Origin of the sequence: Parafrankia irregularis, assembly GCF_001536285.1 — a bacterium.
GTDB lineage: Bacteria > Actinomycetota > Actinomycetes > Frankiales > Frankiaceae > Parafrankia > Parafrankia irregularis.
Map to the genome: position 1 here is coordinate 39,252 of NZ_FAOZ01000025.1, position 13,225 is coordinate 52,476.

Here is a 13,225-nt window from a genome sequence, read left to right on the forward strand (position 1 = left end):
CTCAGCCTCCCGAACGGGGCTCGGGACGGCCGGGCTGCTCGCCGCCACGCCTCTGTCCGTGCGCCCGCTTGGGCACCATGACCTTGCGCTTGTAGACGCAGACCAGAACGCCGTCCTGGTTGTGACCGCGGGTCTCGACCGTCACGATGCCGCGATCGCCCTTGCTCTTCGACTCGTTCTTGTCCAGGACGGTCGACCGGCCGTAGAGGGTGTCACCATGGAAGACGGGGGCCACATGCCGCAGCGAGGTGACCTCGAGGTTTGCGATCGCCTTGCCCGAAACGTCAGCAACGGACATTCCGAGCAGTAAGGAGTAGACGTAATTCCCAACCACTACGTTGCGTTTGAACTGCGTAGCCTGCTCAGCGTAGTTCGCGTCGATGTGTAACGGATGATGGTTCATCGTTAGCAAGCAGAAAAAGTGGTCATCGTATTCAGTCACGGTTTTTCCGGGCCAGTGCTTGTAGACGACACCGACCTCAAAGTCTTCGTAGTACCGGCCGAACTGCATGAATCCCTCACGTTCTCTCTCGGAGTAGCATGGCGGCGAGAAGTCTCAGCTGCCCGTCCAGTGGTCCGGCCGGGCCGCTGGACGGGCAGCGGGCGTGGTGAATGAGCTACCGAGGCAGTCTGTATTCGTTGAGCAGCGCCCGACTAATGATCAACTTCTGGACCTCGGAGGTGCCTTCACCGATGAGCATGAACGGGGCCTCGCGGTAAAGGCGTTCGATCTCGTACTCCTTGGAGTAGCCGTAGCCGCCGTGGATCCGAAACGATTCGGTGGTGACCTCGTGGCAGTACTCGCTGGCGAGATACTTGGCCATCCCGGCCTCGACGTCGTTGCGCTGCCCGCCGTCCTTCTTGCGGGCCGCGTGGACCATCATCAGATGCCCGGCCTCGACCTTGGTGGCCATGTCCGCGAGTCTGAACGCGATGGCCTGGTGGTCGGCGATCCGGTGGCCGAAGGTACGGCGCTGCTGGGAATAGGCGATCGCCAACTCCAACGCCCGGATCATGATCCCGCAGGCGCGGGCAGCGACATTGACCCGGCCGACCTCGACACCATCCATCATCTGGTAGAAACCCTGGCCGGCACCCGCTGGGCCACCGAGAACGCTCGCCTCCGACACTCGATGGTTGTCCAGGATCATCTCGGTGGTCTCGACGCCCTTGTAGCCCAGCTTGTCGAGCTTGCCGGGTATGGTGATGCCGCCGTGGGTGCCGAACCCGGGTTCCTTCTCCAGCAGGAAGGTGGTCATGTTCCGGTAGACCGAGTCGGCGCCTTCGTCGGTCTTCACTAGGGTCGCGACCACACCGGCGCGGGCGCCGTTGGTCAGCCACATCTTCGTTCCCGTCAGGAGGTAGTCGTCGCCGTCGCGGTCGGCTCTGGTGGTGATGGCGGCCACGTCGGAGCCGCAGCCCGGTTCGCTCATCGAGAACGCACCGCGGATCTCACCCGTGGCCATCTTCGGCAGCAGGCGGGCGCGCTGTTCCTCGGTGCCGTGCTGGAGAATTAGGTAGGCGACGATGAAATGAGTGTTGATGACACCGGAGACGCTCATCCACCCGCGGGCGATCTCCTCGACGACAAGGGCGTAGGTCAGCAGCGACTCGCCGAGTCCCCCGTACTGTTCGGGGATGGTAATCCCGAACAGGCCCATCTCCTTCATGGCTGCCACGATCGCCTCGGGGAACTCATCCTTGTGCTCGAGGTCGTTCGCGTACGGAAGGATCTCCTTGTCCACGAAGGTGCGCACCGCGGCCAGGATGTCGGCCTGCGTGTCGGTAAGACCGTCGGTCTGCGCGACCCTGCCCATCTGAAAACTCCAGTCCTTTTAGCCCCGAGACCTGTGCGCTCGGAGGAGTCCGCTGACCGCCGGTAGTGGAGCCACCCCGCCCGGTGGGTCCGCGTCCCGGGGCTTAGGCCGCGGTCACCGGACGAGGTGGTCCGTCAGGGGGAGAGAACGGTCAACTGGTGGGGGGTTCGAACTTGGCGGCGCGCCGCAGTCCTGCGGCGCGGCCCTTGCCCGCTATGACCTCGGCCATCTTCCGGCTCGCCTCGTCGATCATCTCGTCGCCGAGCATTACCGCCCCCCGCAGGCCACCTTCGGCGGAGGTGTGCCAGGCGTAGGCGTCCAGGATCAGTTCGGCGTGGTCGTAGTCCTCCTGCCGGGGCGCGTAGATCTCGTTTGCAGCCTCGATCTGCCCCGGGTGCAGCACCCACTTGCCGTCGTAGCCCAGCGCGGCGGACTTCCTGGCAACCTCACCGAACCCGTCCACGTCCCGGATATGCAGGTAAGGCCCGTCGATCGCCTGCACCCCGCGCGCCCGCGCCGCCTCCAGAATCTTGAACAGGACGTAGTGGAACTGGTCCCCGGGATAGTGCGGGCTCAACGCGCCGACCACCAGTGACGGCATGTTCACCGAGGCCATGAAGTCCGCCGGACCGAAGATGATCGTCTCGATGCGAGGGCTGGCGAACGCGATCTCCTTCACGTTCGACAGACCGAGCGCATTCTCGATCTGCGCCTCGATGCCGATCCGCCCGACCTCCAGGCCCATCACCTCCTCGATCTGCGTAAGCAGCAGATCAAGCCACTGCACCTGTGCACCAGTCTGCACCTTCGGCAACATCACACAGTCCAGATTCTCCCCGGCACCCTCGACCACCGTGATGACATCCCGATACGTCCATTTCGTGGTCAGGTCGTTCACTCGGACCACCCGCGTCTTGCCCGTCCAGTTACCCTCGTTCAACGCCGCGACGACATTCCCGCGCGCAGGCTCCTTGGCCAGCGGAGCGACGGAGTCCTCAAGATCACAGAAGATCTGGTCGGCCGGCAGACCCTGAGCTTTGCCGAGCATCTTCGGATTCGAAGCGGGAACAGCCAGACAGGACCGGCGAACACCCAGAGGCATAGCAGGATCGCATTCCTTTCGATTCCGTTCGTTCGCTGGAGAAGAAACCGTCAGGGTTAGCGGTGGAACATTCAAAATTTAAATTACATGCCACGGAAGCGGTTAATCGCGGTGAGGTGACGGGCCCGGGCGGTCGCATCGCGGACTCCGAGTCCCTCGGTCGGGGCGAGGCAGAGCACACCGACCTTGCCCTGGTGGGTGTTGCGGTGGACATCGTGGGCGGCCTGCCCGGTTTCGGCCAACGGGTAGACCCGCGACAGGGTCGGGTGGATCAGCCCCCGGGCGATGAGCCGATTCGCTTCCCACGCTTCGCGGTAGTTCGCGAAGTGCGACCCGACGATCCGTTTGAGATTCATCCACAAGTAGCGGTTGTCGTAGCTGTGTAGGAAGCCGCTGGTCGAGGCACAGGTGACAATCGTGCCGCCGCGCCGCGCTACGTAGACCGAGGCACCGAACGTCTCTCTGCCGGGATGCTCGAAGACGATGTCGGGGTCGTCGCCTCCGGTGAGCGAGCGGATCCGCTTGCCGAACCGCTGCCATTCCTTCGGGTCCGGGGTCTCGTCGTCGGACCAGAACCGGTAGCCCTCCGCGGCACGGTCGATGATGAGCTCGGCACCCAGCGAACGGCAGATCTCCGCCTTGGCTGGCGACGAGACCACACAGACCGGGATCGCACCGCCGCGCAGCGCCAGCTGAGTTGCATACGAGCCCAAGCCGCCGGAGGCGCCCCAGATGAGCACGACGTCGCCCTGCTTCATGTTCGCGCCGTTGGTCGAGACGAGCTGGCGGTAGGCGGTCGAATTCACCAGTCCGGGCGCCGCCGCCTCCTCCCAACTCAGGTGCTCTGGTTTGGGCATCAGCTGGTTGGCCTTGACTAACGCGAGCTCGGCGAGCCCACCGAAATTCGTCTCGAACCCCCAGATCCGCTGTTCGGGGTCCAACATCGTGTCGTTATGACCTTCGGGGCGTTCCAGCTCCACCGACAGGCAGTGCGCGACGACCTCGTCTCCAGGCGACCAAGCATGCACCCCAGGACCCGTCCGTAGTACCACACCGGCTAGGTCCGAACCGACCACGTGGTACGGCTGGTCGTGCCGCCGCGCCAGCGGCGAGGTACGCCCGTAGCGCTCGAGGAACCCGAATGTCGACACCGGCTCGAAGATCGACGTCCACACAGTATTGTAGTTTACGGCCGACGCCATCACCGCCACTAAGGCCTCACCCGGCCCGATTTCCGGGGTCGCCACCTCGTCCACGTGCAGGGACTCCCGCGGATCCTTGTCCCGGGAAGCCCGGCCCTCGAACATTTCGACCTCGTCCTTGCGGACAACAACTCCCCGGTAGGTTTCGGGCACCGAAAGGGCGCTGAACTCTACTTCCCGGGCGTCACTGCGGAGGGTCTGCGCCAAGATCACCTCGACGATGTCCTTCATGCTCATTCTGCCTCCTGGCAGACGTTACTTCCGAGCGCGGGGAGAATAGATAGAGCTGCAGATTCTAGAAGGATAGTCGCGCATCTTCTCTTCGCGCTTGGGGCCAAATCAACAGGAAGATGCGCAAAACAAGAGGACCTCCTCCCGGCCGGCGCAGATATGAAAATCCACACCGATCCCAAGTGCTCGCCCTACTTTCACCGTCGTCCCCTGTTGCCAGGCTCATGGGCAGTACAACTGGCCTTGTTCTCCATAGATGGCCCGCCGTCCCAGGCCAGCGGCTAAAACTCTGGATCGATGCGGCCATCACCGCAAATCACAGCCTCACGCGCAGAAGACGGCGCTAACCGCGCAGGAGCGCGCGAGACATGACAAGCCGTTGAATCTGATTGGTGCCTTCATAGATCTGCGTGATCTTAGCGTCGCGCATCATGCGCTCGACCGGGAAGTCGCGAGTGTAACCAGCGCCACCGAAGAGCTGGACAGCGTCCGTCGTCACTTGCATGGCCACATCGGAGGCGAAGCATTTCGCGGCGGCGGTGATGAAGCCGAGGTTCGCCTCGCCGCGTTCGGCGCGGGCGGCGGCGACGTACACCATGTGCCGGGCTGCCTCGATCTTCATCGCCATATCGGCGAGCATGAACTGCACGGCCTGGTTGTCGGCGATCGCCCGGCCGAACTGGCGGCGCTCCTTCACGTAGGCGATGGACGCGTCCAGAGCCCCCTGGGCAATACCCAATGCCTGGGCGCCGATCGTGGGCCGGGTGTGGTCGAGAGTGGCCAGGGCGGTGCGAAGGCCGGTGCCGGGCTCACCGACGATCCGGTCGGTCGGGATCGTGCAGTTGACGAAATGGATCTCCCGGGTCGGGGATCCCTTGATCCCGAGCTTGCGCTCCTTGGATCCCACCTCGAAACCGGGATCCTCGGCGTGGACGACGAACGCGGAGATGCCGTCGGCTGGCTTCGCCGCGCCCGGGTCGGTGACCGCCATGACCGTGTACCAGGTGGACTCGCCGGCGTTCGTGATCCAGGTCTTTGTGCCGTTGAGGACCCAGTGATCGCCATCCAGACGTGCGCGTGTTCGCATGGAGGCTGTGTCCGAGCCGGCTTCACGTTCGGACAGCGCGTACGACGCGGTCGCCTCACCGGCGGCGATCGGGGGTAGAACCAGCTGTTTCAAGCTCTCCGACCCGGAAAGCAAGATCGGCATCGTACCCAGCTTGTTCACCGCGGGAATCAGCGACGACGAGGCGCAGGCGCGCGCGACCTCTTCGATGACGATGCAAGTGGCTACCGAGTCCGCGCCCTGCCCGCCGTACGCCTCCGGAACATGCACCGCGGCGAAACCAGAACGGACCAGCGCCTCATGCGCCTCGCGAGGATAACGCTCCTGCTCGTCCACATCGGCCGAATGCGGCGCGATCTCCTTGTCTGCGAGCGCGCGGACCGCCTCACGGAGCGCCCAGTGTTCCTCGGCCAGCCTATACAGATCAAAACCAGAGTTCACGATGGCAAACGCCCTCAAGATCGTAAGAATTGTCGATGGATGCTAGGAGGAGTAGTTATAGAAACCATGACCACTTTTTTTTCCAAGCAGACCTGCATCCACCATGCGCAGAAGTAGCGGCGGCGGGGAATAGTGAGGCTGTTTGAACTCGTCGTACATCGACTCGGCAATGGCCTTGACGGTTGCCAGCCCAATCAGGTCGATCAGGCGCAGCGGTCCCAGCGGGTGGGCGCAGCCCAAGACCATCCCGCTGTCGATGTCCTCCGCCGAGGCAAACCCCGACTCCAGCATCCGGATCGCAGACAGCAGGTAGGGTACCAGCAACGCGTTGACGACGAATCCAGCGCGGTCCTGCGAGCGGATAATCCGCTTACTCAACGGTCCGACCACGAACTCCTCGGCGCGGCGCTGAGTATGTTCACTAGTCAGCAGAGAGGGCACCAACTCGACTAGTTTCAGCACCGGCACCGGATTGAAGAAGTGGACGCCGATCACCTGTTCTGGCCGTGCCGTCGCGATCCCTAGCTTCATGATGGGGATGGCGGAGGTGTTCGACGCGAAGATGGCCTCATCGTCTTCGACGACCTTGTCGAGCACTCGGAAGGCCTCGGTCTTGACTTGCTCGTTCTCCGCGATGGCCTCGACCACGAACTGCCGATCGGTGAAGTCCCCCAAGTCGGCGGTGAACGTGAGCCGTTTCAATGCCGCAGCCCGGTCCTGTTCGCTAAGTTTCCCGCCACGCACTCCCCGGTCTAGCGATACCGTGATCCGCGCCCGGCCTGCCCGGCAGGCGGCCTCGTCCACCTCCCGCACCAGCACGTCCAACCCTGCACGGACACACACTTCGGCGATCCCGGAACCCATCAGACCGCATCCGACAACGCCCACTTTGCGGATCTCGACCATCACCGTCATCTCCCTTGCTTCGCTTCCCCACAGACGTGATCGCATTCTCCGAACCGGCTCCACGACAGTTACGTGGGCGTTGACAGCCCGGCCGGCTGGAAGAACACCAGACGGGCCCGACAGTCGGACCGAAAACGGACCGTGATCGGGCTGTCCGAACAGCCGCTCCCGCTCGTCGGCTAAGCCGTCGCCGCGGTTGATGTGAAACACGACCGCTGGGGCGCCACGCGGTCACGCCGTCGCGCAAGGGCCAGCGGGCGGCAACCTAGCTAGCGCGTGTCGTGGTCGTTCTTCTTTCCGCGGTCGAGATGCATTTCAGTCCGTAGCTATCGGCACTGTGGTTTCAGACGCGACAGAGCCCCGTGAGCAGCCGATGACGGCGTTGGCGGCTACGTTGACCGCAGTACGAGCCACCTCGAGATCGATGTAGGTGTATGTGGCGTGGTCATAGGCGTCGAGCGCGGCCTTCAGGGCGCACCACTCCGGTGACTCCGGGTCGATGGGAGGGGAAAACGCTCCAAGGAGCTCGGCCAGATGTGAAGGTGAAATGAGCTGGCTCATCCTAGCGGCAAAGACGGCCCCTCGTAGTGATTGGGGGACGGGGTCGCTGCCGGCCGCCCTCACACCTGATATTTCGGCTATCGAAGGGACTGCGCCGAAAATAGCGGTCGGCTCAGCCCGCTCGTGCTGGGGCTGGTTGATGCGTGAAGCGCAAGAACGGAGTGCCGAAACCGAGAATTTTTGGTACTGAATGGGCATGCGATAGTACGCACCTGATGTGTTGGTTGGCACCTTTCCGTCAAATTGATTTTTATCGTCTACTCTCACCTAGGCCTCTTTTGCTTGTGGGAGGGGGAAGCGAGTCCCAAGCCGCCACGACGGATGATGTCGGTCACAATCCTGACAGTAGGCATGCATGGTCGCACCACCCTTTCGGGTGGCCAGTGGCGGGAAAACGGGTGGCAGCGGTCCCTGCTACCACGAGTGTCTGGATGGTTACAGTGTCAGTCGTTCCGTTGTCAAGGGCCATTGAGAACGGCCCGGTGGCGGTCATGGTTCCGGCCCGGTGGTGGCCACCAGGTCTGCCCACTGGCGGCCACCGTTTCGGCGCGGCCTTTGTGTCAGGCCAGGGCTTTCGCCCCCTTGCCGGCGAGGGCTTGAGCGAGGCGGACGCTGTCGCCGCTGGTCTGGCAGAGGTGGGCGTGGTGCAGGAGCCGGTCGACGGTCGCGGTCGCGAGGGTCTTGGGCGTGATCTCGTCGAAGCCAGCGGGGTGCAGGTTCGAGGAGACCGCGATCGAGCGCTTCTCGTAGGCGGCGTCCACGAGCCGGTAGAGGCCTTCGGCAGCGTCGGGTCCGACGGGGAGCAGACCGATGTCGTCGACGATGACCAGGTCGGCGCGCAGGATCTTCTCGACGGCCTTGGTGACGGTGTCGTCGGCGCGGTGGGCGCGGACGAGGACACCGAGGGTTTCGAGGGTGAACCAGGCGACGTGCAGCCCGGCCTCGACGGCGGTCTGGCCGAGGGCTTCGAGCAGGAACGTCTTGCCGGTGCCGGCGGGGCCGGCGATGACGAGGTTCTCCCGGCGGTGGACCCATTCCAGGGTTTGCAGGGCCTGCTGGGTCGGGGCGGGGATCGAGGAGGCGGCTGGGTCCCAGGCGTCGAACGTCTTGCCGGTGGGGAACCCGGCGCGGGCCCTGCGGGTGGCCAGCCCGGCGCGGTCACGGCCGTCGGCTTCGGCGGTGAACAGGGCGCGGAGGACCTCTGCTGGTTCCCAGCGTTGGGCTTTCGCGGTGGCCAGCACCTCGGGGGCGTGCCGGCGGACGTGCGGCAGTCGCAGCCGGCGCAGCAGGGTGTCGAGGTCGTCGGGCAGCGGTGGGGCGGAGACGGTGTTCACTGGTTGCCTCCGGCGCCGAGGGCGTTCCAGCCGGCGGTGCCCTGGGCCAGGGCGTGGCCCTCACCGGCCTGGCTGGCCGGGCCGGGCCGGGGGCGGCGGTGGCCTGGTGGGTGAGGATCGCGGCCAGGTCGCCGTCGGTGAACCGGCCGGCGGTCGCGGCGACGCCGAGTGCCCGGTCGACGACGCTGGGCCCTTGCAGACCCGCGAGAGTGACGGCCTCGGCCATCTCACCCGCATCCGGGACGTCCCCGCGGTCGCGGCTTCGACGAGCCAGAGCCTCGCTCCGTCCCCCAACGCGCAGAACTCCGCCTCGCAGGCGGAACGAGGACGGGGTGACCGGGCGGCGGGCCTGGCCGGGTCGGGTGGGAAGTGCGTCTCGTCCAACGCCGGGCTGCCCGCCGTGGTGCCCCGGTGGCGGGCGACCTCGACCGGCCCGTCGCCGCCGAGATGGGTGATGACGATCTGCTCGCCGTGCCGGCGGACCCGCACGACCTGACCGGCCAGCCCGTGCGGCACCGAGTACTGCCCACCCTCGAAACTGACCAGCGCCGTGGTCGACCCGACCCGACGCGCCGCCCCGAGCAGCACGGCGAACGGCCGGACCGGCAGCGGATGCAACCGCGCCCGCTCCTCAGCCAACATCTGAGCGGGGGGACGGCGGGCCGCCCGGTGCGGCCGGGCGTTGACCTGCGCGCAGAACAGCTCGCAGGCGGCTTCCAGCTCGGCGAACGCCCCATAGCCCGCGCGCAGGTTCGCCTCCGTCGGGACCAGATCCGCCTTCGCGATCCGCACCGTCGCCTCCGACCCGCCCCTGGTCTGCGGATCCGCCGGCAGACACGTCGCCACCGTCAACCCGTATTCTCTGAACTTGATCTCGAAGGGTGCCTGTCCCGTATGCCCGGCTGCTCAGCGGGTTGCTGGCCGGTTGGGGAGTCCCAGGTGAGTGGCTGCCGTGGGGCGGGTCTGGCGGTCAAGTTGGACGAGTTTGTCCTGGGCGCCGGCGAGGCTGACGCGGAGCCCTTCGACCTCACCGAGCCAGCCTTCACGTTCGGCCTCGGCGATGCGGGCGACCAGGTTGTCACGGATCTCGACGAGGCGCGTCCGTTGCGCGGGATCGGGCCAGAGGAGCGCGCACCGGACGCAGGCGTGCTCGTGGATGCAGGCCGAGGCGAACGCCCGTCCGCAGGTGCCGATGGAGACCTTGCGCCGTTCGAAGTGGCCGAGGAACTCCTGCCACTCCTCGTCAGTCGGGACGCGGTATTCCTCGGTCGGGCGCAGGGCGCGCCGCCGGCGGAGGAAGGCCAGGTGGGACTGGATCGCCTCGTCGGGATAGACCGCCTTGTAACCCATGGTGGTGTTGATGTCGCGGTGGCCGGCGATCACCTGGGCGATGTGTGGCGGCAGCCCGCCGAGGATGGCCTCGGTGATGAACAGCCGACGGAAGTCGTGCGGGGTGAACCGCAGGGACTGGCCGGTCGTGGGATCGACCAGCCCTGTGTGGATCAGCGCAGCGCCGAGCAGGTCGCGGATGGCCCCGGCGTTGATCGAACGGGGCTCGAAGCCGACCCTGCGCTGGAAGAGCAGGGGCAGGGGCGGTGACCAGAGACGTTCGCGGTCGTCGTAGGCGGCGACCAGCGGAATCGCGCCTCGTTCGCTGCGGACCCTGCTGATGATCGAGCTGAGGACCTCGGCGAGTTCGGGGCTGACGACAAGCAGGCGTTCGGCGTCGGTCTTGGACGGAGCGATCTGCAACAACGGGACGATCTCGCCGGTGGTCGGCAGCCGGTATTGCACGAGGCTGTGGTGGGAGAGTTCCGTCAGTTCCTCGACGCGGATGCCTGTGTGACGCAGCACCTCGACGGCGGCGTAGGCCCAGAACGCGTGCTCCTCCTCGCGGCCAAGATCGCGTCGCCGGCCGCCGGCAGGGTCCTCGACCCAGACCTTGGCGGCCGCGGAGCGGCGCGGGACGATCCGTATGAGGGTCTGCCCGGCCGCGGTGAACGACTTCCCAGCCGGTGTCGGGCGCGCGGCGTCGAGCAGCGCCGCGGCCTGCGCGCGGCGCTCGGCGACCGTGCGGGTCAGGACCGGCAGGACGGGCAGCCGTTCGCGAGTCCGAGCGTCCATGCGGGACTTGCGGTGGCGTTTGTCCTTCTTCCGGTTGATCTCCTCGCTGCCGACCGGGCAGAGCGCGACCCACGGCCCCCAGCGTGCCGGGTCCTCCACGGCCCAGTGCGCCAGGTCGAGGTAGAAGGCACGGACCGGGGTCAGGCATTCGCGGTAGTTGATCCGCGGGGCGCGGGTCTCGACGGTGCGGCCATCAGCGCCCTTGGACATCCGGGAGACCGTGCGCAGCCGCTGCTTCCACGCCTCGGCGACCTCGACGGGCAGGTTCAGGCTGTCGATGCCGGGATGATGGCGTTCCAGGTCGGCCCAGAACAGCCCACCGAGGTAATGCGCCAGCGACTCGAGGCTGGTGTAGTCGAGAGCGGGTTGGCGTTCCCTCAGGTAGTCGACCAGCAGGTCCCGGACGGGGCGGCAGACGAGCCCGTAGCGGTCGATCATCTGGTCGCAGGTGCGTTGCCCGGAGGTCCGCAACTCCCGCAGGCTCTTGGGCGCCTGGTCACCGAAGACGCCCATGGCGTGCAGGACCCGGTAGAACATGTGCGTCGCGCCGACCGCGGTGCCGTGCTCCCGCGCCTCGATGTCGAGCAGTTCCAGGACGTCGCCGGTGGTGATGTCGCCGATCGTCCCGCCCTTGGCTGCGAGGATGAGCGCGGCGCGGTAGGCGGTGCGGGTCGCCGCAGCCGGTGCCACGTCCGGCTCAGCCGAGCACAGCGACCGCAGTCGCTCGAACCCCGCGCTGTCGCGGCACTGCGCCATGATGTTCGGTAGCGCGCCGCGGCGGAAGCTGGCGGTGACGAGCCAGTCCAGCGACGGCCGGAAAAGGTCGGCGCCGATCGCGGTCGACAGCGCTCGGAAGAACCAGTCGTGCAAGGAACCCGAGCCGGCCCGCCCGGCCAGCCAGGCCGTCGGGAGGTGCCGCCAGCGCCGGCCGTCGGAGCCAGCGCCGCTGGACAGCCAGCGTTCCTGCCAGCTGGTGCCCGGCTGGGAGGCCAGCCAGTCGAGCATCAGGCCCACCCCGGCCTGATAGCCCTTCACCCGGCCGGCATCGGCCGGGCCGAACGGCGCGCCGATCAGCAATCCCCACGCCTCATCGCGGCTGAGCCTGGTCATCGGCCAGCCGGCCCCGACCGGCCGGGCGGTGCCCAGGCCGGGCAGCGGCGCCACTGTCGTGTGGGCCACCGGACCGGCCGCCGGTTCCTTGAGAACCGTCGCGGCTGTCACGGCGCGCCGCCGAAGAGCACCCGCAGCGTCTCGGGCCGGTAGCCCGGCGCCGGAGACGGGATCACCCGCTCGGCGGCCTTGGCGGTCTGCTGCGCGTGGTGCGCCAGGACCCGGCGGACGACCGCCTCCTGGCGTGGGGTGACGTAGATCTGGGTCGTGGTCAGCAGCGCGTGGCCGAGGACGAACTGGACATCGGTCAGCGGCAGGTGCGGATCCTCGGCCATCCGGTAGGCGGCCGTGTGCCGCAGTGCGTGCAGGGTCGCCGCGCTGCCCGCCGCAGCGACCGCCCGCTCGAATATTCGGTGCGCTGCGTGGTAATTCAACGGCGTCAGTGGTGCGCGGACCGTCCACCACAGCGGTTGCCGGCGCCCCCGGGGCACCAGCCCCTCGAACTGCGCCTGGTAGAGCCGCAGCCACACGAACGCGTCCGTCGAGGCGGGCAGTTCCTGGACCACCCGGCTGCCCTTGCGGACCACCGCGATCAGCTGCCGGCCAGGGTCGACACCACCCTGGGTGGCCGACAACAGTTCCGAGGCCCGCGCCCCGGTCGATATGTAGAACGCCACCAACGCCCGGTCCCGGTGCGACGGCAGCCTCGCGAAGATCTCGTTGAACTCCGCGTCCGGGACCGCCCGGGGCACGCGGGACGGCACCGTTGGCCGATACCGCCCCGTGCGCTCGTCGCGGTAAGGCTCCATCGGGTTGTGATGCGCGTGCGCCCGCCGGCCCCGCCGCGCCCGGTCCAACGGAAACGGGTTCATCAGCGGCCCGCTGCCAGCGTCCAGGTGGAAGTCGTAGAAGCCGCGCAGCACCGTCTCGGCGTGCGCGCGCACCGACGGCGCATAGGGCACCACCGTCGCGGCCGGTGCCGGCCTGACCTCCGGGTGACGCCAGTGCGCTCGGGCAGGCTTACCCGCGACCTGCATCCACCGGCAGAAGTCCCGCGCTTCCACCCGGCCTGCGCGCTCCCAACCGACACCGATCGCCCACAGGAACCGGAACCAGCGCAGCAGGTCCATCCCATAGGAGCGCAGTGTCGCTTCCGACCGCCCCGCCGCCTGCAAGTCATGGAAGAACACCGACACCGCCTCCACCGGCACCCCGGCCGGATCAACCAGCCGGAACGGCAGCCACCCGTCGCCCGTTGCCTGCAACTCGCCCACCGGCGCGACCGCCAACGTCGCGAGGTCCCGCTGGAGCTCCTCGTCCTCGATCACGAG

General features: G+C 66.9%; 11 protein-coding genes. All 11 read right to left on the bottom strand.

What is annotated here, in order from left to right:
* Nucleotide 1: 1 nt before the first annotated feature.
* Nucleotides 2–511 carry a MaoC family dehydratase gene (locus tag AWX74_RS28165; protein WP_054571095.1) on the bottom strand — a complete coding sequence of 170 codons (510 nt, stop codon included), beginning with the start codon at nucleotides 509–511 and terminating at the stop codon, nucleotides 2–4.
* A gap of 106 nt (nucleotides 512–617) precedes the next feature.
* Nucleotides 618–1,817, bottom strand: coding sequence for an acyl-CoA dehydrogenase family protein (locus AWX74_RS28170; protein WP_054571094.1), 1,200 nt, complete (start codon nucleotides 1,815–1,817; stop codon nucleotides 618–620).
* A 151-nt stretch (nucleotides 1,818–1,968) separates the two neighbouring features.
* Nucleotides 1,969–2,994, bottom strand: a complete 1,026-nt coding sequence (locus AWX74_RS28175) for an HpcH/HpaI aldolase/citrate lyase family protein (RefSeq protein WP_479724503.1) — start codon at nucleotides 2,992–2,994, stop codon at nucleotides 1,969–1,971.
* Nucleotides 2,995–3,002: 8 nt separating this feature from the next.
* Nucleotides 3,003–4,352, bottom strand: coding sequence for a crotonyl-CoA carboxylase/reductase (gene ccrA, locus AWX74_RS28180; RefSeq protein ID WP_054571138.1), 1,350 nt, complete (start codon nucleotides 4,350–4,352; stop codon nucleotides 3,003–3,005).
* Nucleotides 4,353–4,695: 343 nt separating this feature from the next.
* Entirely contained in the window at nucleotides 4,696–5,859 is a 1,164-nt protein-coding gene (locus AWX74_RS28185) for an acyl-CoA dehydrogenase family protein (protein WP_054571092.1), read from the bottom strand.
* Nucleotides 5,860–5,901: 42 nt separating this feature from the next.
* Nucleotides 5,902–6,765, bottom strand: a complete 864-nt coding sequence (locus AWX74_RS28190) for a 3-hydroxybutyryl-CoA dehydrogenase (protein WP_054571137.1) — start codon at nucleotides 6,763–6,765, stop codon at nucleotides 5,902–5,904.
* A 315-nt stretch (nucleotides 6,766–7,080) separates the two neighbouring features.
* Complete coding sequence (locus tag AWX74_RS40895) at nucleotides 7,081–7,524, bottom strand: hypothetical protein (protein WP_131799551.1); 444 nt, start codon at nucleotides 7,522–7,524, stop codon at nucleotides 7,081–7,083.
* 362 nt (nucleotides 7,525–7,886) lie between these two features.
* Nucleotides 7,887–8,660 (bottom strand): IS21-like element helper ATPase IstB, encoded by a 774-nt coding sequence (istB, locus tag AWX74_RS28195; RefSeq protein WP_054571091.1) that lies wholly within the window; start codon nucleotides 8,658–8,660, stop codon nucleotides 7,887–7,889.
* 60 nt (nucleotides 8,661–8,720) lie between these two features.
* Entirely contained in the window at nucleotides 8,721–9,506 is a 786-nt protein-coding gene (locus AWX74_RS28200) for a Mu transposase domain-containing protein (RefSeq protein WP_226931209.1), read from the bottom strand.
* 60 nt (nucleotides 9,507–9,566) lie between these two features.
* Nucleotides 9,567–12,005, bottom strand: coding sequence for a site-specific integrase (locus AWX74_RS28205; protein ID WP_200931447.1), 2,439 nt, complete (start codon nucleotides 12,003–12,005; stop codon nucleotides 9,567–9,569).
* Nucleotides 12,002–13,222 carry a tyrosine-type recombinase/integrase gene (locus AWX74_RS28210; RefSeq protein WP_054571089.1) on the bottom strand — a complete coding sequence of 407 codons (1,221 nt, stop codon included), beginning with the start codon at nucleotides 13,220–13,222 and terminating at the stop codon, nucleotides 12,002–12,004. The genes AWX74_RS28205 and AWX74_RS28210 overlap by 4 nt, the downstream gene beginning before the upstream one ends.
* Nucleotides 13,223–13,225: the final 3 nt, after the last annotated feature.